Annotated in this window: 24 protein-coding genes and 1 other RNA gene; 14 read left to right on the top strand and 11 right to left on the bottom strand. The window is 63.0% G+C overall.

Features of this window, described 5'->3' with window-relative positions; genetic code table 11:
* Positions 1-153 precede the first annotated feature (153 nt).
* Positions 154-2379, top strand: coding sequence for a polyphosphate kinase 1 (gene ppk1, locus IFT80_RS15760; protein ID WP_122479909.1), 2226 nt, complete (start codon positions 154-156; stop codon positions 2377-2379).
* Between the two features lie 234 nt (positions 2380-2613).
* Here the strand turns inward: ppk1 and ppx are convergent, their stop codons facing one another.
* The 5 genes from ppx to IFT80_RS15785 form a co-directional block, all read right to left on the bottom strand.
* Positions 2614-4116 carry an exopolyphosphatase gene (gene ppx, locus IFT80_RS15765; protein ID WP_192137847.1) on the bottom strand — a complete coding sequence of 501 codons (1503 nt, stop codon included), beginning with the start codon at positions 4114-4116 and terminating at the stop codon, positions 2614-2616.
* A 114-nt stretch (positions 4117-4230) separates the two neighbouring features.
* Positions 4231-4962, bottom strand: a complete 732-nt coding sequence (locus IFT80_RS15770) for an amino acid ABC transporter ATP-binding protein (RefSeq protein WP_122479908.1) — start codon at positions 4960-4962, stop codon at positions 4231-4233.
* Positions 4949-5599 (bottom strand): amino acid ABC transporter permease, encoded by a 651-nt coding sequence (locus IFT80_RS15775; protein ID WP_185794800.1) that lies wholly within the window; start codon positions 5597-5599, stop codon positions 4949-4951. The genes IFT80_RS15770 and IFT80_RS15775 overlap by 14 nt, the downstream gene beginning before the upstream one ends.
* Positions 5596-6261, bottom strand: coding sequence for an amino acid ABC transporter permease (locus tag IFT80_RS15780; protein ID WP_056844749.1), 666 nt, complete (start codon positions 6259-6261; stop codon positions 5596-5598). The genes IFT80_RS15775 and IFT80_RS15780 overlap by 4 nt, the downstream gene beginning before the upstream one ends.
* A 16-nt stretch (positions 6262-6277) precedes the next feature.
* Positions 6278-7060 (bottom strand): transporter substrate-binding domain-containing protein, encoded by a 783-nt coding sequence (locus IFT80_RS15785; protein ID WP_192059398.1) that lies wholly within the window; start codon positions 7058-7060, stop codon positions 6278-6280.
* A 318-nt stretch (positions 7061-7378) separates the two neighbouring features.
* Here IFT80_RS15785 and trxA point away from each other — a divergent pair, with 318 nt between their 5' ends.
* The 6 genes from trxA to IFT80_RS15815 all read left to right on the top strand — a co-directional run bounded on the left by trxA (position 7379) and on the right by IFT80_RS15815 (position 14709).
* Complete coding sequence (gene trxA, locus IFT80_RS15790; protein WP_043192254.1) at positions 7379-7708, top strand: thioredoxin TrxA; 330 nt, start codon at positions 7379-7381, stop codon at positions 7706-7708.
* A gap of 232 nt (positions 7709-7940) precedes the next feature.
* On the top strand, positions 7941-9200 hold the full coding sequence (gene rho, locus IFT80_RS15795; RefSeq protein WP_043192255.1) for a transcription termination factor Rho: 1260 nt from the start codon (positions 7941-7943) through the stop codon (positions 9198-9200).
* 99 nt (positions 9201-9299) lie between these two features.
* Positions 9300-11264 carry an acyltransferase family protein gene (locus tag IFT80_RS15800; protein ID WP_192137848.1) on the top strand — a complete coding sequence of 655 codons (1965 nt, stop codon included), beginning with the start codon at positions 9300-9302 and terminating at the stop codon, positions 11262-11264.
* 72 nt (positions 11265-11336) lie between these two features.
* Positions 11337-12803 carry a 4-hydroxy-3-polyprenylbenzoate decarboxylase gene (gene ubiD / locus IFT80_RS15805; RefSeq protein ID WP_192137849.1) on the top strand — a complete coding sequence of 489 codons (1467 nt, stop codon included), beginning with the start codon at positions 11337-11339 and terminating at the stop codon, positions 12801-12803.
* Positions 12803-13774 (top strand): CDP-6-deoxy-delta-3,4-glucoseen reductase, encoded by a 972-nt coding sequence (locus IFT80_RS15810; protein ID WP_192137850.1) that lies wholly within the window; start codon positions 12803-12805, stop codon positions 13772-13774. Before ubiD ends, IFT80_RS15810 begins: the two co-directional genes overlap by 1 nt.
* A gap of 260 nt (positions 13775-14034) precedes the next feature.
* On the top strand, positions 14035-14709 hold the full coding sequence (locus IFT80_RS15815; RefSeq protein WP_122479902.1) for a gamma-glutamylcyclotransferase: 675 nt from the start codon (positions 14035-14037) through the stop codon (positions 14707-14709).
* Between the two features lie 19 nt (positions 14710-14728).
* Here IFT80_RS15815 and glpT read toward each other — a convergent pair whose 3' ends face one another.
* Positions 14729-16075 carry a glycerol-3-phosphate transporter gene (gene glpT, locus IFT80_RS15820; RefSeq protein WP_122479901.1) on the bottom strand — a complete coding sequence of 449 codons (1347 nt, stop codon included), beginning with the start codon at positions 16073-16075 and terminating at the stop codon, positions 14729-14731.
* Positions 16076-16323: 248 nt separating this feature from the next.
* Between glpT and IFT80_RS15825 the strand changes: the two genes are divergently transcribed.
* Positions 16324-16740, top strand: coding sequence for a flagellar basal body-associated protein FliL (locus IFT80_RS15825; RefSeq protein ID WP_192137851.1), 417 nt, complete (start codon positions 16324-16326; stop codon positions 16738-16740).
* Positions 16741-16802: 62 nt separating this feature from the next.
* Here the strand turns inward: IFT80_RS15825 and IFT80_RS15830 are convergent, their stop codons facing one another.
* Entirely contained in the window at positions 16803-17258 is a 456-nt protein-coding gene (locus IFT80_RS15830) for an EVE domain-containing protein (protein ID WP_192137852.1), read from the bottom strand.
* Between the two features lie 25 nt (positions 17259-17283).
* On the opposite strand from IFT80_RS15830, the gene IFT80_RS15835 reads away from it, so the two are divergent.
* Positions 17284-17622, top strand: a complete 339-nt coding sequence (locus IFT80_RS15835) for a hypothetical protein (protein ID WP_192137903.1) — start codon at positions 17284-17286, stop codon at positions 17620-17622.
* Positions 17623-17681: 59 nt separating this feature from the next.
* On the opposite strand, the gene IFT80_RS15840 is transcribed toward IFT80_RS15835, so the two are convergent.
* The 4 genes from IFT80_RS15840 to IFT80_RS15855 form a co-directional block, all read right to left on the bottom strand.
* The gene (locus tag IFT80_RS15840; protein WP_122479896.1) at positions 17682-18299 is read right to left on the bottom strand and encodes a 5-formyltetrahydrofolate cyclo-ligase; all 618 of its coding nucleotides are present in this window, start codon (positions 18297-18299) and stop codon (positions 17682-17684) included.
* A 101-nt stretch (positions 18300-18400) separates the two neighbouring features.
* A non-coding RNA gene (gene ssrS, locus IFT80_RS15845) (6S RNA) lies at positions 18401-18578 on the bottom strand.
* Positions 18579-18608: 30 nt separating this feature from the next.
* Positions 18609-18926 (bottom strand): cell division protein ZapA, encoded by a 318-nt coding sequence (locus IFT80_RS15850; RefSeq protein WP_122479895.1) that lies wholly within the window; start codon positions 18924-18926, stop codon positions 18609-18611.
* Positions 18923-19132, bottom strand: a complete 210-nt coding sequence (locus IFT80_RS15855) for a TIGR02449 family protein (protein WP_122479894.1) — start codon at positions 19130-19132, stop codon at positions 18923-18925. Before IFT80_RS15855 ends, IFT80_RS15850 begins: the two co-directional genes overlap by 4 nt.
* Positions 19133-19295: 163 nt before the next feature.
* On the opposite strand from IFT80_RS15855, the gene IFT80_RS15860 reads away from it, so the two are divergent.
* From IFT80_RS15860 to IFT80_RS15880, 5 genes are all read left to right on the top strand, one after another.
* The gene (locus tag IFT80_RS15860) at positions 19296-19853 is read left to right on the top strand and encodes a YecA/YgfB family protein (RefSeq protein ID WP_185794701.1); all 558 of its coding nucleotides are present in this window, start codon (positions 19296-19298) and stop codon (positions 19851-19853) included.
* A gap of 19 nt (positions 19854-19872) precedes the next feature.
* Positions 19873-21204: a Xaa-Pro aminopeptidase gene (gene pepP / locus IFT80_RS15865; protein WP_192137853.1), complete on the top strand. Its 1332-nt coding sequence runs from the start codon at positions 19873-19875 to the stop codon at positions 21202-21204.
* Positions 21201-22397, top strand: coding sequence for a 2-octaprenyl-6-methoxyphenyl hydroxylase (ubiH, locus tag IFT80_RS15870; RefSeq protein ID WP_192137854.1), 1197 nt, complete (start codon positions 21201-21203; stop codon positions 22395-22397). The genes pepP and ubiH overlap by 4 nt, the downstream gene beginning before the upstream one ends.
* 23 nt (positions 22398-22420) lie before the next feature.
* Positions 22421-23638, top strand: a complete 1218-nt coding sequence (locus IFT80_RS15875) for a 2-octaprenyl-3-methyl-6-methoxy-1,4-benzoquinol hydroxylase (RefSeq protein ID WP_185794801.1) — start codon at positions 22421-22423, stop codon at positions 23636-23638.
* A gap of 118 nt (positions 23639-23756) precedes the next feature.
* The gene (locus IFT80_RS15880) at positions 23757-24758 is read left to right on the top strand and encodes an extracellular solute-binding protein (RefSeq protein ID WP_192137855.1); all 1002 of its coding nucleotides are present in this window, start codon (positions 23757-23759) and stop codon (positions 24756-24758) included.
* The last annotated feature ends 147 nt before the right edge of the window (positions 24759-24905 follow it).

Genomic DNA, 24905 nt, shown 5'->3' on the forward strand with positions numbered 1-24905 from the left:
GGATGCGGCCGGTCATGTCATGCAACCGTCATAATCCATGCTTATAACTGTCGCGCCCCCCTTCCAAGCGTGCAGGCGTCAATGGCATCCTGACGCATTACGCGATCCGTGCCGCTCAATTGCAAAGGGCAGTTACGCCCTCGGGAACGCCAGATGAACAACGAAGCCCAGACTCAAGTCGCTCTCACCCAAGATCAGCCGGTGGTCGAAACCCCGGTAGAAGCGCCGTTGGTCATAGAAGCCATCGTCGAACCCGCGCACCCGAGCGAAGCCCTCGCGCCGGCGCCGCACATCGTCGTGCCGGGGCTGGACGACAGCAGCCTGTACATCCATCGCGAGCTGTCGCAGTTGCAGTTCAACATCCGCGTGCTGGAGCAGGCGTTGGATGAATCCTATCCGCTGCTCGAGCGGCTCAAGTTCCTGCTGATCTTTTCCAGCAACCTCGACGAATTCTTCGAGATCCGCGTCGCAGGGCTCAAGAAGCAGATCACCTTTGCCCGCGAACAGGCCGGCGCCGACGGTCTGCAGCCGCATCAGGCGCTGGCGCGGATCAGCGAGCTGGTGCATGGCCATGTCGATCGCCAGTACGCCATCCTCAACGACATCCTGTTGCCGGAGCTGGAGAAACACCAGGTTCGCTTCATTCGTCGTCGGCATTGGACAACCAAGCTCAAGACCTGGGTGCGTCGCTATTTCCGCGACGAAATCGCGCCAATCATCACGCCCATCGGCCTGGACCCTACGCACCCGTTCCCGCTGCTGGTGAACAAGAGCCTGAACTTCATCGTCGAGCTCGAAGGCGTCGATGCCTTCGGTCGCGACTCTGGCCTGGCGATCATTCCGGCACCGCGGTTGCTGCCGCGGGTGATCAAGGTGCCCGAGGACGTAGGCGGGCCGGGCGACAATTTCGTGTTCCTGTCCTCGATGATCCATGCCCATGCCGATGACCTGTTCCAAGGCATGAAAGTGAAGGGCTGCTATCAATTTCGCCTGACCCGCAACGCCGACCTGTCGGTCGATACCGAGGACGTCGAAGACCTGGCGCGTGCGCTGCGCGGCGAGCTGTTCTCGCGTCGCTACGGCGATGCGGTACGTCTGGAAGTGGCCGACACCTGCCCCAAGCTTCTGTCCGACTATCTGCTCAAGCAGTTCAACCTGTCGGACACCGAGCTGTATCAGGTCAACGGCCCGGTCAACCTGACGCGTTTGTTCAGCATCACCGGTCTGGACAGCCATCCCGAGCTGCAGTACCTGCCGTTCACGCCACAGATTCCGAAGCTGTTGCAGAACAGCGAGAACATTTTCAGCGTGGTCAGCAAGCAGGACATCCTGCTGCTGCACCCCTTCGAATCGTTCACGCCCGTGGTCGATCTGTTGCGCCAGGCGGCCAAGGATCCTCATGTGCTGGCCGTGCGGCAGACGCTGTACCGCAGCGGTGCCAATTCCGAGATCGTCGATGCGTTGGTGGATGCCGCCCGCAATGGCAAGGAAGTCACCGTCGTCATCGAGCTGCGCGCGCGCTTCGACGAGGAATCCAACCTGCAGCTGGCCAGCCGTCTGCAAGCCGCGGGCGCGGTGGTGATCTACGGCGTGGTGGGCTTCAAGACCCACGCCAAGATGATGCTCATTCTGCGCCGCGAGGCGGGCGAGATCGTACGCTATGCACACCTTGGCACCGGTAACTACCACGCCGGCAATGCCAAGCTGTACACCGACTACAGTCTGCTGACCTCGGACGATGCACTGTGCGAAGACGTCGGCAAGTTGTTCAGCCAGTTGATCGGCATGGGCAAGACCTTGCGCATGAAGAAGCTGTTGCATGCACCCTTCACGTTGAAGAAGGGCATGCTCGACATGATCGCTCGCGAGACCCAGTACGCCATCGAAGGCAAGCCGGCGCACATCATTGCCAAGTTCAACTCGCTGACCGACCCGAAGGTCATTCGCGCGCTGTACAAGGCCAGCCAGTCAGGCGTGCGCATCGATCTGGTGGTGCGCGGCATGTGCTGCCTGCGTCCGGGCATTCCCGGGGTGTCGCACAACATCCATGTGCGCTCGATCATCGGGCGGTTCCTGGAGCACACGCGGGTGTTCTACTTCCTCAACGGAGGCGAGGAGCAGATGTTCCTGTCCAGTGCCGACTGGATGGAGCGCAACCTCGACAAGCGCGTCGAAACCTGTTTCCCGGTGGAAGGCAAGAAGCTGATCGTGCGGGTCAAGAAGGAGCTGGAAAGCTACCTGACCGACAATACCCATTCCTGGATCCTGCAGGCCGACGGGCGCTACGTGCGCAACACCCCGACCGGCAACCAGAACGCCCGCAGCGCGCAGGACACGCTGCTCGAACGGCTGAGCAACCCGATCCTGCCGGTGCGCTAGCAGCCAGCAAGATCGGAGGTGCGGCTTTCGCGGCCACTGGCCGCTCCTACGGAAATCGAGTTGCACCGTAGGAGCGGTCATCGGCCGCGAAACAGGCGCTGCGGCCTATCAGGCAGATGGCGGTGCGGCTTTCGCGGCCACTGGCCGCTCCTACGGAAATCGCGTTGCACTGTAGGAGCGGTCATCGGCCGCGAAACAGGCGCTGCGGTCTATCAGGCAGATGGCGGTGCGATCTCAGCGCACGGTGAGGGTAAAGCCTACGCGGGTCAGCCATTCGGCTTCCTGGGCGAAGTCGGCCTGGGTCAGCTGGTTGTTCTCCAGCCAGCCATCGGGGAACACCACATCCAGGCTCTTGGCCTTGGCATGCAGGGACACCGCCGGCATCTCCTGGGTACCACGGATGTGGTGGAACAGGATGGCGAAGCGCAGCAGCACGCACAGACGGATCAACTGCACACCGTCATCGCCGAACTCGGCGAATTTGTCCTTGGGAATGTTGCGGCGGTGGCCGCGCACCAGCAGCGCCAGCATCTGCTGGTCTTCGCGCGAGAACCCGGCCAGGTCGGAGTGTTCGATCAGGTAGGCGCCGTGCTTGTGGTAATGGTAATGGGCAATGTCCAGGCCTATCTCGTGAACCTTCGCCGCCCAGCCCAGCAGCTCGCGCCAGACCCCGTCTTCCAGCTCCCAGTCCGCCGCCACCTGGTCGAAGGCATGCAGCGCCTTGCGCTCGACGCGCTCGGCCTGCTCGACATCGACGTGGTAGCGGGTCATCAACGAACCCAAAGTACGTTCGCGCACATCTTCGTGGTGATGACGGCCCAACAGGTCGTACAGCACGCCTTCGCGCAGGGCGCCATCGCAATGGTCCATGCGCTGCAGGGCGAGGGCATCGAAGATCGCTTCGAGAATCGCCAGCCCGGCGGGAAAGATGGTCCGGCGGTCCGGCTTGATGCCGTCGAAATCGATCTTGTCGACATCGCCCAGCTTGAACAGCTTGCGCTTGAGCCAGGCCAGCCCCTCGGCATTGACCTCGCCGCTGCCCTGGCCGCCGGCCTTGAGGGCCAGGCCGATGGCGCGGATGGTGCCGGAGGAGCCGATGGCCTCGTCCCAGCTGAGCCGGTGCAGGGCATTCTCGATGCTCATGATCTCCAGGCGCGCCGCCGTATACGCCTGGGCGTAGCGGGCCGGGGTGATCTTGCCATCGCGGAAGTAGCGCTGGGTGTAGCTCACGCAGCCCATCTGCAGGCTCTCGCGCAGCAGGGGTTCGAAGCGCTGGCCGATGATGAACTCGGTGCTGCCGCCGCCGATGTCGGCGACCAGGCGCTTGCCCGGCGTGTCGGCCAGGGTGTGGGAGACGCCCAGATAGATGAGGCGGGCCTCTTCGCGGCCCGAGATGACCTCTACCGGATGGCCGAGGATCTGCTCGGCGCGGACGATGAATTCGTTGCGGTTGCGGGCTTCGCGCAGGGCGTTGGTGCCCACGATGCGCACCGCGCCCAGGGGCAGGCCGTTGATCAGTTGGGCGAAGCGCTTGAGGCAGTCCAGACCGCGCTGCATCGACTCTTCGCTGAGCTTGCGCTCTTCGTCGATGCCGGCGGCCAGCTGGACCTTTTCGCCCAGGCGTTCGAGGATGCGGATTTCATTGACGTGGGCCTTGGACACCACCATATGAAAGCTGTTCGAGCCCAGGTCGATGGCGGCGATCAGGGACAGGTTCTTGGCTTTGGTCTGCGGCATGGTCAAAGGATCTCGGTCGTTAACCCCCGCATCGTGCCACGATCAGGCGACGGCGCCAACGCGCCATCCTGATCTTTGCCCCAAGGTCCGAGCTCTGGCGAGCCCGAACGGCATTCATGCCGGCTGCATGCCGATGAACTGCGCCAGCTCGGGCGTGCGCGGATTGACGAACAATTCCTTGGGATCGCCCACCTCGTGCACCTTGCCATGGTGCATGAACACCAGCTTGTCGCCGACCTCGCGGGCGAAGCGCATTTCGTGGGTGACCATGATCAGGGTCATGCCGTCTTCGGCCAGCTTGCGCACCACGCTGAGCACCTCGTTGACCAGCTCCGGGTCCAGCGCCGAGGTGATCTCGTCGCACAGCAGCACCTTGGGCGACATGGCCAGTGCGCGGGCGATCGCCACGCGCTGTTGCTGGCCGCCGGACAGACGTTCGGGGAACGCATCGAACTTCTCGCCCAGGCCGACCCGTTCGAGCATCTCGCGAGCCAGTTCGCGGGCGCGAGCCTTGGGCACTTTCTGCACCACCTGAGGGGCCAGCATCACGTTTTCGCCCACGCTCAGGTGCGGGAACAGGTTGAACTGCTGGAACACCATGCCGACCTTCTGGCGCAGGCTGCGCAAGTCGGCGCGCGCCGCATCCAGGTATTCACCGTCGACTTCGATGACGCCGTCGTTGATCGATTCCAGGCCGTTCAGGGTACGCAGCAAGGTGCTCTTGCCCGAGCCGCTGCGACCGATGATCGCGACCACCTGACCTTCGTCCACACTCAGGTCGATGCCCTTGAGCACATGATGATCGCCGTAGTACTTGTGCAGGGCGGAAATCCTAAGCAGCGGCATGCAGCCTCCTTTCCAGATAGCGGGCACTGAGCGACAGCGGGTAGCACAGGGCGAAGTAGCCCAGGGCGACGAAGCCGTAGACCATGAAGGGTTCGAAGGTGGCGTTGGCCAGCATGCTGCCGGTCTTGGTCAGCTCGGTGAAGCCGATGATCGAGGTCACCGCGGTGCCCTTGACCACTTGCACCGAGAAGCCCACGGTCGGCGCCACGGCAATGCGCAAGGCCTGGGGCAGGATCACGTGGCGCAGCTGCTCGTTGCGGGTAAGCGCCAGGCTGGCGGAGGCTTCCCACTGGCCGTTGCCGATGGACTCCACGCAGCCGCGCCAGATCTCGGCCAGATAGGCGCTGGTGAACAGCGTCAGGGCCAGGGCGGCGGCCACCCAAGGCGAGATGTCCACGCCCATCAGCGCCACGCCGAAGAACACCAGAAACAGCTGCATCAACAGAGGCGTGCCCTGGAACACTTCGATATAGCAGCGTGCCAGCGTGCGCAGCGGATGCGTGGGCGAGATGCGCAGGGTCATCACCAGCAAGCCGATCAAACCACCGCCAATGAACGCCACCAGGCTCAAGGCCAGGGTCCATTGCAGGCCGATGAGCAGGTTGCGCACGATGTCCCACAGGGTGAAATCCATCAGCTGTTCCTCATGATGAAACGCCGACCCAGCCAGTTCAGCAGCATGCGGATCAGGATCGACATGACCAGGTACACCAGCGTGGTCAGCAGATACGTCTCGAAGGCGCGGAAATTTCGCGACTGGATGAAGTTGGCGTAGAAGCTCAGCTCCTGCGTGGCGATCTGCGAGCACACCGCCGAACCCAGCATGACGATGATGATCTGGCTGCTCAGCGCCGGCCAGACCTTGGCCAGGGCCGGCTGCAGGACCACGTAGCGAAACGCCTCGAAGCGGCTCATGGCCAGGGCCGCAGATGCTTCGAGCTGCCCCTTTGGCACGGCCTGGATGCCGGCGCGGATGATCTCGGTGGAATACGCCCCCAGGTTGACCACCATGGCCAGCACCGCGGCCTGCCACTCGCTGATCTGCACGCCCAGGCTGGGCAGGCCGAAGAAAATGAAAAACAGCTGGACCAGGAAGGGGGTGTTGCGGATGAGCTCCACGTAGACCCCGAAGAGGCCGGCGAACGGCTTGATCTGCCAGGCCCGCACGGCGCCGCCGACGATGCCCACGGCTACCCCGAGCAGCGCGCCGATGGCGGTGAGCTCAAGGGTGAACAGCGCACCCTTGAGCAGCAGGTCGGCCTGTGCGAGTACCGGGGCGAAAGCGAACTGATAGGCCATTGGGTGCGCTCGACAATCAGAGGTCGGCGGGCAGCGGCTGCTTCAGCCAGGTCTGCGCATTCTTTTCCAGGCTGCCGTCACTCTTGCCCACAGCGATGATCTGATTGACCTTGGCCAGCAGCTCGGGCTGTTGCTTGTTGATGCCCACGTACACCGGCGAGTCCTTGAGCTTGATCTTCAAGGCTGGAATGCGTTTAGGGTTCTTTTCCGAGATGGCCACCATCACCACGTTGCCGCTGGCGATCAGGTCGGTCTGGCCGGCGAGGTAGGCGGCGATGGTCGAGTTGTTGTCTTCGAAGCGCTTGATGGTGAGGCCTTCGGGCGCGACCTTGCTCAGCTCGATGTCTTCGATGGCGCCACGGGTCACGCTGATGGTCTTGCCCTTGAGGTCGTCCAGCGTGGCGATCGGCGCTTCCGGCGGGCCGAACACGGCCAGGTAGAACGGCGCGTAGGCGCTGGAGAAATCGATGACCTGTTCACGCTCGGCATTCTTGCCCAGGCTGGAGATCACCAGGTCGACCTTGCCGGTGGTGAGGTAGGGAATGCGGTTGGTGGAGTTCACCGGAGTGAGCTGCAGCTTCACTTTGAGTTGGTCGGCGATCAGCTTGGCCGTGTCGATGTCCAGTCCGCGCGGTTGCATGTCGGGGCCGACCGAGCCGAACGGCGGGAAATCCTGCGGCACGGCAACGCGCAAGGTGCCGCGCTCGGTGATGTCGCTCAAGCCATCGGCATGGGCTGCCTGGCCCAGCATGAAACTGGCGACCAGGGCGGTGAACAGCAGGCTGCAGCGCGAAATCATGGCGATACTCCGATTGCGATCGAGTCGAGGTTGCCAGGGAGGTAGCACAGCGCGTGCCAGAATGGGGCAGGGGGCGTGCGCCGCGGCGTGGGATCGGGGTTCTAGCTGCCACGAGTGCTCTGTGCCGGACTGGCCGCGCACCGTTGCGGAGCGCACTGGGCAGTGCCTGCGGTCATTCCTGGTGCGCCGAGCGGGGTTCCATTGCCTGTATCACCGATGTTCATAGTGATGATCAATGATCATCGGCTTCCTGTAGCAGCGCTGTGCCGCTATGATGGGCCACGTTTTTCTTTCCGAATATGACCACGGAGACACTCCATGAGCAGCGACCTTATCAAGCACGTCAGCGACGCCAGCTTCGAAGCAGATGTACTCAAGGCTGACGGTGCTGTACTCGTCGACTACTGGGCCGAATGGTGTGGCCCGTGCAAGATGATCGCCCCGGTGCTCGACGAAATCGCCGAAACGTACAAGGGCAAGCTGACCGTCGCCAAGCTCAACATCGACGAGAATCAGGAAACCCCGGCCAAGCATGGCGTGCGCGGCATCCCGACGCTGATGCTGTTCAAGAACGGCAACGTCGAGGCGACCAAGGTCGGCGCGCTGTCCAAGTCGCAGTTGGCAGCCTTCCTGGATGCCAATATCTGATACCTGAAAGGCCCCGCATTCGTCGGGGCTTTTTTCTGGGCGCGATACTGGACGCCTACAAATCGAGGTGTTACATTCGGCCTCGCATTGGTTTCTCCTCTGCCCCCTGCAAGCCGTCGCCGACGCACTCCTACTCGAATCAGTACGCGATCCTGTCGCCTTCTCTGCGGCGCGGCCTCATTAAGCCCAAAGCTTAATTTCTCCCCTCCATACATGATTACGTCATTCCCTTATGAACCTGACTGAACTCAAGCAAAAGCCGATCACCGATCTGCTCGAAATGGCCGAACAGATGGGCATAGAAAATATGGCCCGTTCGCGCAAGCAGGATGTGATTTTCTCCCTGTTGAAGAAGCACGCCAAAAGCGGTGAGGAAATCTCCGGTGATGGCGTGCTGGAGATTCTCCAGGACGGCTTCGGCTTCCTGCGTTCGGCTGACGCCTCGTACCTGGCCGGCCCAGACGACATCTACGTCTCGCCCAGCCAGATCCGCCGCTTCAACCTGCGTACCGGCGACACCATCGTCGGCAAGATCCGTCCGCCCAAGGAAGGCGAGCGTTATTTCGCCCTGTTGAAAGTCGATACCATCAACTTCGACCGTCCGGAAAACGCGAAAAACAAGATTCTCTTCGAAAACCTCACGCCGCTGTTCCCTACGGTGCGCATGAAGATGGAAGCCGGCAACGGTTCCACCGAAGACCTCACCGGTCGTGTCATCGACCTGTGCGCACCGATCGGCAAGGGCCAGCGTGGCCTGATCGTCGCTCCGCCGAAAGCGGGCAAGACCATCATGCTGCAGAACATCGCGTCGAACATCACGCGCAACAACCCGGAATGCCACCTGATCGTCCTGCTGATCGACGAGCGTCCGGAAGAAGTCACCGAGATGCAGCGCACCGTGCGCGGCGAAGTGGTCGCCTCGACCTTCGACGAGCCGCCAACCCGCCACGTGCAAGTGGCCGAGATGGTGATCGAGAAGGCCAAGCGCCTGGTCGAGCACAAGAAGGATGTGGTCATCCTGCTCGACTCCATCACTCGCCTGGCGCGTGCCTACAACACCGTGATCCCGAGCTCCGGCAAGGTCCTGACCGGTGGTGTCGACGCCCATGCCCTGGAGAAGCCCAAGCGTTTCTTCGGTGCTGCGCGAAACATCGAGGAAGGCGGTTCGCTGACCATCATCGCCACCGCGCTGGTCGAAACCGGCTCGAAGATGGACGAAGTGATCTACGAAGAGTTCAAGGGTACCGGCAACATGGAACTGCCCCTGGACCGCAAGATCGCCGAGAAGCGCGTCTTCCCGGCCATCAACATCAACCGTTCCGGTACCCGTCGCGAAGAGCTGCTGACCGCCGACGACGAACTGCAGCGCATGTGGATCCTGCGCAAGCTGCTGCACCCGATGGACGAAGTGGCGGCCATCGAGTTCCTGATCGACAAGCTCAAGCAGACCAAGACCAACGACGAGTTCTTCCTGTCGATGAAACGCAAGTAAGCCCACCCGCTGCTTGACCCGAATGGCGCCCTTGCGGCGCCATTCGCATTTTCAACGTTGCATAGCCATGCCAGACCCGTTCGGCCGACAAGGATTGTTATGACTCACCTAGCCTATCGACGTGACATCGACGACTTGCGCGCCGTGGCGGTCATTGCCGTGGTGTTGTTCCACTTTGGTATTCCGGGTTTTGCCGGCGGGTTCGTCGGCGTTGACGTGTTCTTCGTCATCTCGGGTTATCTGATCACCTCGATCATCTGCCGCGAGCGTGCCTCGGGCCACTTCAGTTTTGTGGAGTTCTGGGTGCGCCGTGCGCGGCGGATCCTGCCCGCCCTGGTGGTGATGGTGGTGGCCTGTTTGATCGTTGGCTGGTTCCTGCTGGTGCCGCGTGACTATGAAGAGCTGGGGCGCTCAGCGCGCTACCAGGCCATGTTCATGTCCAACGTGCTGTTCGCCCGGCAGGACGGCTATTTCGATACCGATTCGGAGCTCAAGCCACTGCTGCACACCTGGTCGCTGGCGGTGGAAGAGCAGTTCTATATTCTCTTGCCGCTGTTGCTGGCCGTGCTCGGCCGGTATGTGAAGGCATGGCGCACAGGCTTGTTCGGCATTGCCCTGGCATCGTTTGCGGTGAGCGTCTGGCAGGTTCAGCAAGCCCCGGCGCAGGCATTCTTTCTATTGCCGGCGCGCGCGTGGGAACTGTTGGCCGGCAGCCTGCTGGCGGTGGCGCCGGTGTTCCAGCGCCCACTGACAGTGGCCGTGCGTCAGGGCGTGGCCACCGCCGGGATCGCTGCCGTGGGCGTGGCCATTGCCTGCTATGACTGGCGTACCCCGTTCCCCGGCATGGCGGCACTGCTGCCGGTGTTGGGCACGCTGGCGATCATCTGGTCCGGCGCTGGCCAGCCAACCTGGCTGTCACGGCTGCTGGGCACGCGGCCGATGGTGGCGGTGGGCTTGATCTCCTATTCCTGGTACCTGTGGCACTGGCCGGTGCACGTATTCGCCGACTATGCCGCCGTGGACGGTATCGCTGGGCACGAAAACCTTGCGCTGATCCTGGGCAGTCTGCTGCTCGGCTACCTGTCCTGGCGCTGGGTCGAAACGCCCCTGCGCGGTCGGCGCTGGCTGGCCCAGCCGCGTCAGGCGCTGTTGGCCGCATTGCTGGCCATGGTGGTGGTGGGCCTGGCGGGGCAATCCCTGCGCTGGAGCGATGGCGTACCGTCGCGGCTGTCGGCGCAGGCATTGGCCTACGCCGAGGCCGGCGAATGGCATGCCGGGCAGCGTGACTGCATGTTCGAGAAAACCACTGCGCCCGAACGCCTCATCTGTCACCTCGAACGCCAAAACAAAGACGTGCTGCCACCGCTGATCTGGGGCGACAGCCATGCAGCCGCGCTGATGCCGGCGCTGCGCGTGCATAGCGAGCGCACCGGGCAGGCACTCGATCTGGCCAGCTCGGCCGGCTGCGTACCGGTCGCGGGGCTGGAGCGCAACGACCTGTGCCGGCAGTTCAATGCGCAGGTCCGGAGCGTGATCGCGCAGGCGCCGCAGCGCGACGTGGTGCTGGTCGCGCGCTGGACGTTGTACCTGTATGGCGACGAGCATGGCGACCTGACCTATCGCTTGCCCGGTACCGATGCGCCGGTGCAGATGGCCGAGGCGCTCAAGCGCGAAGTCCGAGCCTTGCGCCAGGCGGGCAGCCGGGTCTGGCTGCTCGATGAAGTCCCTTTGCAGAACGCCAACGCACCTTACCGGCTGAGCCGCCTGGCCATGCTCCAGCGATCGACCGACGGCATCGGGCGCCCGCTGCTCGAACACCGACAGCGTCAGGCGTTCATGCAGGGGCTGTTCGCCGAGCTGGCGGCCAGTGATCCGCAGGTGCGCATCCTCGATACGACCCAGCTGTTCTGCGCCGATGGCATGACCTGCGTGGCCGAGTCTGCCGGGCGTTCGCTGTACATGGACGACAACCACCTGGGTGACGACGCGGCCGGGTTCGTGGCGCCCTTGTTCGCCCCGCTGCTGGCGCCGGTAGAGGCATCGGAGCCTGGCAATTCCCATTAAAGCCCAGCCGGCGGCTGCCAGCGGCCGCCAGAGCAGGTAGGATGTACGCTTATTTTCTAACTGGCATGGTCGATGAAATTCAAGGATCTTCGGGATTTCGTGCAGCAGCTTGAGCAGCGCGGAGAGTTGAAACGCATTCAGGTGCCCATCTCGCCGGTGCTCGAAATGACCGAGGTGTGCGACCGCACGCTGCGTGCCAAGGGCCCGGCCCTGCTTTTCGAAAAGCCCACCGGCTTCGATATCCCGGTGCTCGGCAACCTGTTCGGCACGCCCGAGCGGGTGGCCATGGGGATGGGGGCCGAATCGGTGAGCGAGCTGCGCGAGATCGGCAAGCTGCTGGCGTTCCTCAAGGAGCCCGAGCCGCCCAAGGGCCTGCGCGATGCCTGGTCGAAACTGCCGATCTTCAAGAAGATCATCGCCATGGCCCCCAAGGTGGTGAAGGACGCGCCTTGCCAGGAAATCGTCCTGGAAGGCGACGACGTCGACCTTGGCATGCTGCCCGTGCAGCACTGCTGGCCGGGCGACGTGGCACCCCTGATCACCTGGGGCCTGACCGTCACCAAGGGGCCGAACAAGGAACGCCAGAACCTGGGTATCTACCGCCAGCAGGTGATCGGCCGCAACAAGGTCATCATGCGCTGGCTGAGCCATCGCGGTGGCGCCCTGGATTACCGCGAGTGGTGCGACAAGCACCCTGGCCAGCCGTTTCCCGTGGCCGTGGCCCTGGGTGCCGACCCTGCGACCATTCTGGGCGCGGTGACGCCGGTACCCGACAGCCTTTCCGAGTACGCCTTCGCTGGGCTGCTGCGCGGCAACCGCACCGAGCTGGTGAAATGCCGTGGCAACGACCTGCAGGTGCCGGCCACTGCCGAGATCATCCTCGAAGGGGTGATTCATCCGGGCGAGATGGCCGACGAAGGGCCGTATGGCGACCATACCGGCTACTACAACGAAGTCGACAAGTTTCCAGTGTTCACGGTGCAGCGCATCACTCACCGGATCAAGCCGATCTACCACAGCACCTACACCGGCCGGCCACCCGATGAGCCGGCGATCCTGGGCGTGGCGCTGAACGAAGTGTTCGTGCCCATCCTGCAGAAGCAATTCCCGGAAATCACCGACTTCTACCTGCCGCCCGAAGGCTGCTCGTACCGCATGGCGGTGGTGACCATGAAGAAGCAGTACCCGGGGCACGCCAAGCGGGTGATGCTCGGGGTGTGGTCGTTCCTGCGCCAGTTCATGTACACCAAGTTCGTCATCGTCACCGACGACGACATCAATGCCCGCGACTGGAACGACGTGATCTGGGCCATCACCACGCGCATGGATCCCAAGCGCGATACCGTGCTGATCGACAACACGCCGATCGACTACCTGGATTTCGCCTCGCCGGTGTCCGGCCTGGGCTCCAAGATGGGCCTGGACGCCACGCACAAGTGGCCGGGCGAGACTACGCGCGAATGGGGTCGGGTCATCGTCAAGGACGAGGCCGTGACCCACCGCATCGATGAACTCTGGAATCAGTTGGGAATAGATTGATGCGTGTGACCTTGCAACCTTCGGGCGTGGTGCTTGAAACCCTGCCCGCCGAGCGGATTCTGGCGGCCGCGCAGCGCCTGGGCTATGACTGCCCGCAGAGCTGCCGCAATGGCAACTGCCATGTGTGCAGCGCGGTGCTGGTGGAAGGCAGTGTTCGCGAGGAGGGCGCGGTGATCGACCGCGGCGAGTTTCATACCTGCATCGCCGAGCCGCTGGAAGACTGCGTGATCCTCTGGGACGGCGTACTGGCCAAGGGCGAGCTGCCGGTGCGCAGCCTGGCCTGCCAGCTGATCGACTGCGTCGATATCGGCGGCGATGTCTGGCGCGTGCGCCTGCGTGCGCCGGCCGGCAAGCCGCCGCGCTACCATGCCGGGCAATACCTGATGATCGAGCGCGACAACGGCGAAAAGTCGGCCTTCTCCCTGGCCTCTGCACCCCACAGCGGGCGCGACCTGGAGCTGCACGTACTGGTCCGCGAAGCCAGTGCGCAGAGCTTGATCGAGCAGTTGCAACGCAATGGCATGGCCCGTGTGCACATGCCCTATGGCGATACCCACCTGGCCGAGTTGCCGGACGGGCCGCTGGTGCTGATTGCTGCAGGTACGGGCATGGCGCAGATGAACAGCCTGATCGAGCACTGCCGTCGCGCAGGGTTCAAGCATCCGGTGCATCTGTACTGGGGTGTACGTCGGCCCGAGGATTTCTATGCGCTGGAACATTGGGAGCAATGGAAGCAGTTGCCCAACCTGTTCCTGAACAAGGTGGTGAGCGACCTGTGCGGCTGGGAAGGGCGCTGCGGCATGCTGCATGAAGCGGTCTGCGAAGACATAGCCGACCTGACCGCCGTGCATGTCTATGGCAGCGGTTCACCGGCGATGATCTACGCCACGCTCGATGCCCTGGTAAACGCCGGGATGGATGCGCACCAGATGCGTGCCGACGTCTTTGCCTACGCGCCGCGGCCCGCCTGATTGCCACTACCCCTGCGTCATTTCGTTGCCTGCTTCTGCTGTCGTGATGCCTGCGTCGAACCCGACGCAGTGGCATTGCCGTGAAATCGTGCACGTCGATGTGTCCGTGAGCCTGTTTGGTGCTTATAACTTATTTATTTGAAGTTGATTATAAGCGCTTGTATTTATTGATCTATCTGCCATACGGTAGGAACGCGGCAGTTGCAATGCGTTAGAGTTGGGCTTCATTGCAATCTTACGGGGATAACAGGCGACTGCTTATGTCGGTACTCGAAACTGCGCACTTGAATGTGGTCTATCCGCCGTCGCTCGATCTCGGGCCGCAATTGACCCACGAGCAACTTCTTCATTCGTTGGACACCACGATGCGACGCCATCGTGGCGGGCCGGTCTGGCTGTTCGCCTACGGCTCGCTCATCTGGCGGCCCGAATGCAGCGCTGCGGAGCGGCGCCGGGCGCGTGTGCATGGCTATCACCGGGGCCTGTACCTGTGGTCCCACGAACACCGTGGCACACCCGAGCGGCCCGGCCTGGTGTTCGGTCTGGACCGAGGCGGCTCATGCGCCGGGTTCGCCTATCGCTTGCCTCAGGAGGATCTGGAGAATTCGCTGCTGGCGCTGTGGAAGCGCGAGATGCCCTATCCCTCGTACCGCCCGCATTGGCTCAACTGCCGTCTCGAAGACGGCACCAAGGTGCAGGCGTTGGGGTTCGTATTGGAGCGGCATTTGCCCAGCTATGCAGGCAACCTGCCGGATAACCTGCTGACGCAGATTCTCGACAGTGCCAGCGGGCGATTTGGCAGCACCCGCGACTACGTCGAGCAAACCATCAGTGCCCTGCGCAATCACGCAATGCCGGACAAGAACCTGGAAGCCAGGCTAAAGCGTTGCCACCAGGGCAGCTGCACTCAAGCCTCGCAGCAATTCCTGCCCTGACGGCGCTTCACGCCTTGCGTCAGGCGTTACGCTGGGTGCTGGCCACCTGTTTGTGCCAGAGCGTGGGGATCAGGAAGACGATCGCCAACAGGCAGGCGCCGATCAGCAGGACGAAACCACCGTCCCAGCCGAAGTGGTCCACGGTGTAACCCATCGCCGCGCTGGCGGCGACCGAGCCGCCCAGGTAGCCGAACAGACCAGTGAAGCCAGCGGCAGTGCCGGCCGCTTTCTTTGGCGCCAGTTCCAGGGCCTGCAGGCCGATCAGCATGACCGGGCCGTAGATCAGGAAGCCGATCGAGACCAGCGCGATCATGTCCACGGTCGGGTTGCCGGGCGGGTTGAGCCAGTACACCAGGGTTGCCACGGTCACCAGCGCCATGAACACCACGCCGGTCAGCCCACGGTTGCCACGGAAAATCTTGTCCGACATCCAGCCGCACAGCAACGTGCCGGGAATACCGGCCCACTCATAGAAGAAATAGGCCCATGAGGTGGTGTCGACGGTGAAGTGCTTGGCTTCCTTGAGGTAGGTCGGCGCCCAGTCCAGTACGCCATAGCGCAGCAGATAGACGAACACGTTGGCCAAGGCGATGTACCAGAGCATCTTGTTGCGCAGCACATACTTGACGAAGATTTCCTTGGCGCTGAATTCTTCTTCGTGGCTTGAATCGTAGCCTTCCGGGTAATCGTTCTTGTATTGCTCGATGGGCGGCAGGCCGACCGATTGCGGTGTGTCGCGCATGGTCGCAAAGGCGAACAGGGCCACCAGCAGGGCAACTGCGGCCGGTACGTAAAACGCTGCGTGCCAATCGTTGAACAAGCCCATGCCGAGCAGGAACAGCGGGCCGATCAAGCCACCGCCGACGTTGTGCGCCACGTTCCACACCGACACCACGCCGCCGCGTTCCTTCTGCGACCACCAGTGCACCATGGTCCGGCCGCTCGGCGGCCAGCCCATGCCTTGCGCCCAGCCGTTGATGAACAGCAGGATGAACATCATGGTGACGCTTGACGTTGCCCACGGCGCAAAGCCGAAGACGAACATCACGCCGGCGGAAACCAGCAACCCGAATGGCAGGAAGTAGCGCGGGTTGGAGCGGTCGGACACGATCCCCATGAGGAATTTGGACAGGCCATAGGAGATGGCGATGGCCGACATCGCCAAGCCCAGTTGGCCTCGGGTATAGCCCTGTTCTTCGATCAGGTAGGGCATGGCCAGCGAGAAGTTCTTGCGCAGCAGGTAGTAACCGGCGTAACCGATGAATATCCCGGCGAAGATCTGCCAGCGAAGGCGACGGTAGGTGCTGTCTATCTTTTCATCGGGCAGGGCTGCACGATGCGGGGCGGGGCGGAAGAAGGCGAACATTCACAAGCTCCATTTATTGTTATTTGCTGCGGATTCGAATGTTACAGTTTCGTTACCGAAAATAAAACGAATTACCGCCCAGCGGAGTTTGCAAAAATGTTGCAATGCGAACTTAAGCGGTTCAGTTCTGTTCACCCACTCGCTTGACGCTTCTGCATAATCGTTTCAGCTCAGTGGATTCGAACGAGCTACTGAATCGCCCGTGCTGGCCGATACAGTCAGCACACGATCTTGCGGAGACATATGTGATGAAAGCCTGGGTATTCATAGGGCTGGCGTTTGCCCTGCCGACCGCCGTGATGGCCAACGAGGCAGCCAAAGAGGGCGAGAACGCAGCGCCCAAGGTTGCCTATATCGGCATGACCCCACCGTTCGTGGGCAACTACGCCTTGGACGGTGGCCCCAAGCTGCACGTGTACAAGGCGGACATCGCCTTGAAGGTCACCGGCGCGGAAGCGGAAGCTGCCGTGAAGCGCCAGGACCCGCTGCTGCGCAATCAATTGGTAGCACTGTTCGCACAGCAGACCGCCGAATCGATGGGCAACGTCGAAGCCAAGGAGAAACTGCGTCAGGAAGCCCTCAAGCAATTGCAGCAGGTGATGAATGACGAAGAGGGCAAGCCTATCGTCGAAGACCTGCTGTTCAATAACCTGATCGTGCAGTGAAGCAGCGGATGTTCAATCGGCAATGAAGCGAGCCTGACCTTCAAGCCCGAGGGCATCCACTTTCATGCGCAACACAACCCTAGCACTACTGCCCACTGTTCGGCAGTGACCGGCATCACCGAAAGCCGGCTGCCTTTTTGTACCAGCGCAAGTTCGGCAAGCCCGCTCTGCTGCTTCAACAAGGCCAACCCGAGCACGGGGTCGAAGGTTTCGACGTGGGCTACATCCACCGAAGTCCAGGGGTTCTTTTCGGTGCTGGCCTTGGGATCGAAGTAATGACTGTCCGGGTCCAGGGCAGTGGGGTCGGGATAGTCGCTCGCGACGATGCGACCAATGCCGGCGATGCCTGGCTCGGGGCAGCTGGAATGATAGAAGAAGAAATGGTCGCCAACGGCCATGGTGCGCATGAAGTTGCGTGCCTGATAGTTGCGTACGCCGTCCCAGCGCGTCTGGCCAAGCGTGGCAAGGCTCTGGATGGACAATTCGTCAGGCTCGGATTTCATCAGCCAATAGGCCATGGCGAGTGTTCCTCAATAATGTGAAATGGCCAGCTTTTGTGGGATTCAAGCGCACCCGACAATTGGTCGTGAACAACGTTTGCTTGTCTACCAAGCTTGCCCCAGAATGCGCGCAAATTTAAGCCCGACGCTGCTGCTCGGCACGCCAGAATATCGTTCTGTCGATTCTTTAATTGCCTGTAGGGGGGCAACGTCGATGCGCCGTAAGCCGGACTTGTTGTGGACATTGGTGATTTTGTTGGGCTTGGGTATCGTCACCACTGGATACGCGCAGAGTCTGTGGGCGAGCAAGGCGGATACCGCTGCAGAGCTGGTCGTGGTGCAGGCTTCGATGGTGCAAGGTTCGATGGCAAGTCCGCGGTAACGATGGCGCCTGTTCGCGGCCACTGACCGCTCCCGCAGGTTGGCGCCGCGGCGCAAGGCTCACCTCAGATACCAACCCTTGTCCGTCACCGTTCCCTGCAGCGGTATGTCCCAACTGGCCTGCGCCAGGCGCTCCACCTTCTGACACTCATGGGCCAGCCCCAGCAGCACCGGGGCTTGCCAGGCCGTGCGGCGATTGCGGTAGGCCAGGCTGCGGTCGTAGAAGCCGCCGCCCATGCCCAGGCGCCCACCTTCGTCGTCGAACCCCACCAGCGGCAGCAGGATCAGGTCCAGTGCCCAGATGGTGCGCTGGCGTGCGCGCTGGATACGGGGTTCTGGAATGCCAAAGCGGTTGGGACGAAGCTTTTCGCCTCGGCGTACCTGCTGAAACACCATCCTGGTGCGCGGCCAATCGCTGAGCACCGGCAGGTAGGTGCGCTTGCCGCGCCGTTGAGCTTCACGCAACAGAGGCCGCGGGTCTATCTCGCCGTCGTTGGGCAGGTACAGGGCAATGTGTCGGGCACGGCGAAACAGCGGATGCTGGGCCAGTTGTCGGTAGAGATCGCGAGCGGCCAGGCGCTGCTGTGCAGGGGTAAGGGCGCGACGCGCCGCACGTAGCTGGCGGCGCAGGGATTGACGAGGCTGTGTTTGACGAGGCAGCGGCGCGGATACGGTCATGGGCGCGGTCGATCCTGATCAAGGGCGCCGTGGGACAGTGCTGCCCGGCGACGAATGAAAAAGCCCACGCCAAGTGTTGCCGGCATGGGCTGGAAATTCAGGTACTCCCCGACGAACCGCTGTCGGTGTAGCCCTTGAACCCGAAAGTTCAAGGTGGAGATCACAGGAGGTTTTAAGGCTTTCCGTCGAGCGGACATGCACACCAACCCCACGTGCAACCCCCGTGGTTGTGCGTATCGGCTCAGGGACATGACCGACTGGCAAGCACTCCAGGGAGTGATGCCAGTATACAGAAAAGCTTTGCGGATTTCAGCCCTTGGGCGTTTCCGGATCGGTGGCAAGCACCAGGTCCACGCGTTCGAGCAGGTCGCGAACCTGCTCGCGAGTGGTGCCGTTGACCGACAGCTCCGGTGTGTCCTGGCGATGCAGCAGATCGTGAGTGATGTTCAGCGCGGCCATGACGGCAATGCGGTCGGCACCGATCACTTTGCCGCTGCTGCGGATCTCGCGCATCTTGCCGTCCAGGTAGCGTGCGGCGTTGACCAGATTGCTGCGCTCCTGCGGCGGGCAGATGATCGAGTATTCCTTGTCCAGGATCTGAACGGTGACGCTATTGCTTGAACTCATGAGTCTTGCTCCAGGGCCTTGAGGCGCGAAATCATGGACTCGACCTTACGCCGGGCGATTTCATTCTTTTCGATGAGATTTGCGCGTTCCTCGCGCCAGGTTTTTTCCTGCGCTAATAGGAGTCCGTTTTGTCGTTTTAGTTGCTCGACTCGTCCGATCAATGATTCGAGTCGGCTCATCAGCGCTTGCAGGTCGTTGTGTTCCATGGAGTCCCGGTGGGTACGGTTGGGAAATGTTGCCCGCCGATGAACTGGCGGGCCCGGTGAAGATGAACACGTAGTTGTCCGCGTCGATAGTCTGGCGCGGTTGCCGGTGCTAGGATACAAGGCCTTCATTCTAGTCATTGCGCCGTCTGGCGCCTAGTTGCCCATGCCTATTCAGAATTCTCCCTATCACGCCTTCGCCGCCCTGCTCACCAGCAGCGGCCACACCGTTTCGCCCGCCGAACTGCACGGGCTGTTGCTGGGTCGCAGTTGCGCCGGTGCCGGCTTCGAGATCGAGCCATGGCTGCTGGATGCCGCCGATCTGCTGGGTACACCGGCCGCAGACAACGTTCGCCAGGCGCTCATCGGCCTGCAGGAAATGGTCAAGGGCGAACTCACCAGCGACGACATGACCGTGGTGCTGCTGGTCCCCAGCGACGAATCGCCGTTACCCGAGCGCGCCGCCGCGCTGGGCGAGTGGTGCCAGGGTTTCCTCGCCGGTTTCGGCCTGACCGCGCGCGACACGGCGCTGAGCACCGAAGCCATGGAAGTGCTGCAGGACCTGGCCGCCATCGCCCAGGTGCAGGATGCGCTGGAGGAGTCCGAAGACGGCGAGACCGACTACATGGAAGTCATGGAATACCTGCGGGTAGCACCGCTGCTGCTCTACACCGAATCGGCCAAGCAACCGACCGCAGCCAGCGCCAAGCCGTCGCTGCATTGACCGGAGCCTTTGCCTGCCCATGAGCCACATCCCGAAATCGGAATTTGCCCGCCGCCGCAAGGCGCTGATGGCGCAGATGGTGCCCAACAGCATCGCCATCCTGCCTGCCGCCGCCGTGGCCATCCGCAATCGCGACGTGGAGCATGTCTACCGCCAGGACAGCGACTTCCAGTACCTGAGCGGCTTTGCCGAGCCCGAGGCGGTGATTGCCCTGATTCCGGGGCGCGAGCATGGCGAGTATGTGCTGTTCTGCCGCGAGCGCAATCCCGAGCGCGAGCTGTGGGACGGCCTGCGGGCCGGGCAGGAGGGGGCAATCCGCGATTTCGGTGCCGATGACGCTTTTCCCATTAGCGATATCGACGACATCCTGCCCGGCCTGATCGAGGGGCGCGACCGCGTCTATTCGTCGATCGGCAGCCACCCCGAGTTCGACCGGCACCTGATGGACTGGATCAACAGCATCCGTTCCAAGGCGCGCCTGGGCGCCCAGCCACCCAATGAATTCGAGGCGCTCGACCACCTGCTGCACGACATGCGCCTGTACAAGTCAGCCGCCGAGGTCAAGGTCATGCGCCGGGCCGCCGATATCTCCGCACGCGCCCATGTGCGCGCCATGCAGGCCTGTCGTGCCGGGCTGCACGAGTACAGCCTGGAGGCCGAGCTGGACTACGAGTTCCGCAAGGGCGGGGCGAAGATGCCGGCCTATGGCTCGATCGTCGCCGCCGGTCGCAATGCCTGCATCCTGCATTACCAGCACAACGATGCGGTGCTGCGCGACGGCGACCTGGTGTTGATCGACGCCGGCTGCGAAATCGACTGCTATGCCAGCGACATCACCCGGACCTTCCCCGTGAGCGGCCGCTTTTCACCCGAACAGAAAGCCATCTATGAGCTGGTGCTCGAGGCGCAGCAGGCGGCCTTCGCCGCCATCGGGCCCGACAAGCACTGGAACCAGGCCCATGAAGCGACGGTCCAGGTCATTACCCGGGGGCTGGTGCGGCTGGGCCTGCTCAAGGGTGAGGTCGACGAGCTGATCGCCCGCGATGCGCACCGCGCGTTCTACATGCACCGCGCCGGGCACTGGCTGGGGCTGGATGTGCACGATGTCGGCGAGTACAAGGTCGGCGGCGAGTGGCGGGTGCTCGAACCCGGCATGACCTTGACCGTCGAACCTGGCATCTACATAGCGCCCGACAACCTCAGCGTTGCGAAGAAGTGGCGCGGCATTGGCGTACGAATCGAGGACGATGTTGTGGTGACCAAGAAAGGCTGCGAGATTCTTACCGAGGCAGTGCCCAAGTCGGTCGCCGAGATCGAGGCGCTGATGGCCGCCGCACGGGCGGGCGCATGAGCCGCTTCAACCTGGCCATCATTGGTGGCGGGCTGGTCGGCGCGAGCCTGGCCCTGGCGTTGCAGGCCGGGGCCAGGGCGCGCGGCTGGAAGATCGTGCTGATCGAGCGTTTCGCGCCGGGCGATGCCTATCAGCCCAGCTATGATGCGCGCTCCTCGGCGTTGTCCTTCGGCACTCGGCAGATCTACGAACGCCTGGGCTTGTGGCCGGCGATCAGCCAGCGCGCCGAAGCGATCCGCCAGATCCACGTGTCCGACCGCGGTCGCTTCGGCACCGCGCGGCTTCGTGCCAATGACGAGGGCGTGCCGGCCTTGGGCTATGTGGTGGAGAACGCCTGGCTGGGGCAGTGCCTGTGGCAGGCGCTGGACCAAGAGGTCGTGAGCTGGCGGTGCCCAGCGGAAGTGACTCGGATGCAGGCGCTGGCTGACGGCCATGAATTGACCCTGGACGACGGCACCCAGCTGCAGTGCGACCTGGCCGTGCTGGCCGACGGCGGTCGTTCCGAGTTGCGCGAGCAGCTGGGCATCGCCGTGCAACAGACGCGCTACGATCAGGACGCCCTGATTGCCAACGTCACCCCAGGCAATCCGCACCAGGGCCAGGCGTTCGAGCGCTTCACCGATGACGGGCCGATGGCCCTGTTGCCGTTGCCCGACAACCGCTGCGCACTCATCTGGACCCGTACGCCCGCCGACATTCGACGCTTGCAGGGCTTGCCCGACCAGGCATTTCTGCAAGAGCTGCAGGCGGTGTTCGGCTATCGCCTGGGCACGCTGCAGCGCGTCGGTGCTCGGCACGTCTACCCGCTGTCGCTGGTGCAGGCCGAAGAGCAGGTGCGCTCCAATCTGGTCGTGCTCGGCAACGCGGCGCATGCCTTGCACCCCATCGCCGGGCAGGGCTTCAACCTGTCGATGCGCGACGTGCAGGCGTTGGCCGAGGCCTTGCTCGCCAGCACCGGTCATTTGGGCCAGCTATCCCTGCTGCGTGGCTATGCGCAACGCCAGCGCCTGGACCAGCGGCTGACCGTGGGCTTTTCGGACCAGTTGACGCGGCTGTTCGCAACGCCCGATCCCTGGCTTGCAGTAGGCCGTAACCTGGGCCTGCTGGGGCTCGATCTGCTACCGCCGGCCAAGCGCTGGTTCGCACGCCAGGCCATGGGCCTGGGCACTCGGTCGGAGATCGAAGGGCAATGAACACAGTGACCCATACGAATGAACTGCGCGCCGACCTGGTCATCGTCGGCGCGGGCATGGTCGGCAGCGCGCTGGCACTTGCCCTGCGTGACAGCGGCCTGGACATCCTGCTGATCGACGGCGGGCCGTTGACCGGCAAGCCGTTCGACGCACTGGCGCCGTTCGAGGCTAGGGTCAGTGCGCTGTCCGTGGCCAGCCAGCGCATTCTTCAGCGCCTGGGCGCCTGGGACGGTATCCAGGCGCGGCGTGCCAACCCCTACGGCCACATGTGCGTATGGGACGGCAGCGGTATCGGGCAGATCAATTTTTCCGCGGCCAGCGTGCATGCCGACACCCTGGGGCACATCGTCGAGAATCGCGTGGTTCAGGACGCGCTGCTCGAGCAGTTGCAGGACAGCGGAATCCGTCTGCTGGCCAATGCCCGGCTGGAGCAGCTGCGCTATTCGGGCGATGACCGACTGTTGACCCTGGCCGGTGGCCAGACCGTGCGTACCCCGCTGGTGATCGCCGCCGACGGCGCGCATTCGGCGGTCCGTGGTCTGGCGGGTTGCGAGACGCGCGAGTGGGATTACCTGCACCACGCCATCGTGACCAGCGTGCAGTGCAGCGAGGGGCATCGCGATACGGCCTGGCAACGTTTTACCGATGACGGCCCGCTGGCGTTTCTGCCTCTGCAGCGCGGAGATGGCAAGCATTGGTGCTCGATCGTCTGGTCGGCCACGCCGGAGCAGGCCGAGCGCTTGATGGCGCTGGATGACGCCGCGTTCTGCAAAGCCCTGGGGCAGGCCTTCGAGGGCCGTCTGGGCGAGGTGGTCGCTGCCGATGCCCGCCTGTGCGTACCATTGCGCCAGCGGCATGCCAAGCGCTACGTGGAGACCGGCCTGGCGCTGATCGGCGATGCCGCGCACACCATCCATCCGTTGGCCGGGCAGGGGGTCAACCTGGGTTTGCTCGACGCCGCCGTGCTGGCCGAAGAGCTGATACATGCCCGACAGCGAGGCGAACGGCTCGCCGGCCTGCCCGTGCTGAGCCGCTATGAGCGTCGGCGTATGCCGCACAACCTGGCCTTGATGGGGGCCATGGAAGGCTTCGAGCGCCTGTTCCAGGCCGATCAGCTGCCGTTGCGCTGGCTGCGCAACACGGGCTTGAAATGGGTGGAACGACTACCTGAAGCCAAGGCGCTGTTCGTCCGCCAGGCGCTTGGCCTCACGGGGGATCTGCCTGCGCTGGCACGCCTGTAGGCATGAGGTGTGATCGATGGCCGGTAACATTTGGTAACGGCTGGACCCCAAGTTCGGTTGAGAAGCTAAATGTGATTCACTACCATTTCGCCCTCACTCGAATGGCAAGGGTTCCCTCATGATGGCGCGCAAACGTCTTCTCGCTGCACTGGCGCTCTGTCTGTTGGGTGGCAACGCCCACGCTGCCGATGAAGTGGTCGTCTATTCTTCGCGCATCGACGAGCTGATCAAGCCGGTGTTCGACGCCTACACCGCGAAAACCGGGGTCAAGGTCAAGTTCATCACCGACAAGGAAGCGCCGTTGATGCAGCGCATCAAGGCCGAAGGGCAGAACGCCACGGCCGACCTGCTGCTCACCGTCGACGCCGGCAACCTGTGGCAGGCCGAGCAGATGGGTATCCTGCAACCCATCACGTCAGCCGTCATTGACGGCAACATTCCCGCGCAATACCGTGCCGCGTCCCATCAATGGACCGGCCTGAGCCTGCGCGCGCGGACCATCGCCTACGCCAGCGAACGGGTCAAGCCGCAGGAGCTGAGCACCTACGAGGCCTTGGCCGACAAGCAGTGGGAAGGGCGGTTGTGCCTGCGTACGGCGAAGAAGGTCTACAACCAGTCGCTGACCGCCACGTTGATCGAGACCCATGGCGCAGAGAAAGCCGAGCAGATTCTCAAGGGCTGGGTGAACAACCTGTCCACCGACGTGTTCTCCGATGACATTGCGGTGCTGCAGGCCATCGACGCCGGGCAGTGCGACGTGGGTATCGTCAACAGCTACTACTATGGGCGCCTGCACAAGCAGCAGCCGAATCTGGGCGTGAAGCTGTTCTGGCCGAACCAGGGCGATCGCGGCGTTCATGTGAACCTGTCGGGCATTGGCCTGAACAAGTATGCACCGCATCCGCAGGCGGCCATTGCGCTGGTCGAGTGGATGACCGGGCCGCAGGCGCAGGCGATCTTTGCCGGGGTGAACCAGGAGTTTCCGGCCAACCCGACGGTGGCTCCATCTGCAGAAGTCGCCAGTTGGGGTGAGTTCAAGGCCGACACCTTGCCCGTGGAAGTGGCCGGCAAGCGTCAGGCCGAGGCGATCCGGTTGATGGATCGTGCCGGCTGGAACTGAGCTGATATCGATGGCGCTCCTCCAAGGAGCTTGGCTGCGGTACACCCTGTAGGAGCGGTCCGTGGCCGCGAAGGGTGCGCTGCGGTCTTTCCGCCTATCTGCAGAGGCAGAGGCGCCGGGCTGTTGCGTTGAAAGCCTACAACCTGA

Source organism: Pseudomonas sp. CFBP 8771 (genome assembly GCF_014841695.1).
In the GTDB taxonomy this organism is placed as follows: domain Bacteria; phylum Pseudomonadota; class Gammaproteobacteria; order Pseudomonadales; family Pseudomonadaceae; genus Aquipseudomonas; species Aquipseudomonas baltica.

Bases quoted from the DNA above. Each gene is read 5' to 3' on its own strand.
- ubiH (WP_192137854.1), top strand. From the start codon at position 21,201: ATGAGCCGCTTCAACCTGGCCATCATTGGTGGCGGGCTGGTCGGCGCG.
- IFT80_RS15810 (WP_192137850.1), top strand. From the start codon at position 12,803: ATGCGTGTGACCTTGCAACCTTCGGGCGTGGTGCTTGAAACCCTGCCC.
- IFT80_RS15815 (WP_122479902.1), top strand. From the start codon at position 14,035: ATGTCGGTACTCGAAACTGCGCACTTGAATGTGGTCTATCCGCCGTCG.
- ppk1 (WP_122479909.1), top strand. From the start codon at position 154: ATGAACAACGAAGCCCAGACTCAAGTCGCTCTCACCCAAGATCAGCCG.
- IFT80_RS15780 (WP_056844749.1), bottom strand. From the start codon at position 6,261: ATGGCCTATCAGTTCGCTTTCGCCCCGGTACTCGCACAGGCCGACCTG.
- IFT80_RS15880 (WP_192137855.1), top strand. From the start codon at position 23,757: ATGATGGCGCGCAAACGTCTTCTCGCTGCACTGGCGCTCTGTCTGTTG.
- rho (WP_043192255.1), top strand. From the start codon at position 7,941: ATGAACCTGACTGAACTCAAGCAAAAGCCGATCACCGATCTGCTCGAA.
- IFT80_RS15860 (WP_185794701.1), top strand. From the start codon at position 19,296: ATGCCTATTCAGAATTCTCCCTATCACGCCTTCGCCGCCCTGCTCACC.
- ubiD (WP_192137849.1), top strand. From the start codon at position 11,337: ATGAAATTCAAGGATCTTCGGGATTTCGTGCAGCAGCTTGAGCAGCGC.
- IFT80_RS15785 (WP_192059398.1), bottom strand. From the start codon at position 7,060: ATGATTTCGCGCTGCAGCCTGCTGTTCACCGCCCTGGTCGCCAGTTTC.
- glpT (WP_122479901.1), bottom strand. From the start codon at position 16,075: ATGTTCGCCTTCTTCCGCCCCGCCCCGCATCGTGCAGCCCTGCCCGAT.
- IFT80_RS15855 (WP_122479894.1), bottom strand. From the start codon at position 19,132: ATGGAACACAACGACCTGCAAGCGCTGATGAGCCGACTCGAATCATTG.
- IFT80_RS15830 (WP_192137852.1), bottom strand. From the start codon at position 17,258: ATGGCCTATTGGCTGATGAAATCCGAGCCTGACGAATTGTCCATCCAG.
- IFT80_RS15850 (WP_122479895.1), bottom strand. From the start codon at position 18,926: ATGAGTTCAAGCAATAGCGTCACCGTTCAGATCCTGGACAAGGAATAC.
- IFT80_RS15840 (WP_122479896.1), bottom strand. From the start codon at position 18,299: ATGACCGTATCCGCGCCGCTGCCTCGTCAAACACAGCCTCGTCAATCC.
- IFT80_RS15770 (WP_122479908.1), bottom strand. From the start codon at position 4,962: ATGCCGCTGCTTAGGATTTCCGCCCTGCACAAGTACTACGGCGATCAT.
- IFT80_RS15835 (WP_192137903.1), top strand. From the start codon at position 17,284: ATGGCCAGCTTTTGTGGGATTCAAGCGCACCCGACAATTGGTCGTGAA.
- trxA (WP_043192254.1), top strand. From the start codon at position 7,379: ATGAGCAGCGACCTTATCAAGCACGTCAGCGACGCCAGCTTCGAAGCA.
- IFT80_RS15800 (WP_192137848.1), top strand. From the start codon at position 9,300: ATGACTCACCTAGCCTATCGACGTGACATCGACGACTTGCGCGCCGTG.
- pepP (WP_192137853.1), top strand. From the start codon at position 19,873: ATGAGCCACATCCCGAAATCGGAATTTGCCCGCCGCCGCAAGGCGCTG.
- IFT80_RS15825 (WP_192137851.1), top strand. From the start codon at position 16,324: ATGAAAGCCTGGGTATTCATAGGGCTGGCGTTTGCCCTGCCGACCGCC.
- ppx (WP_192137847.1), bottom strand. From the start codon at position 4,116: ATGCCGCAGACCAAAGCCAAGAACCTGTCCCTGATCGCCGCCATCGAC.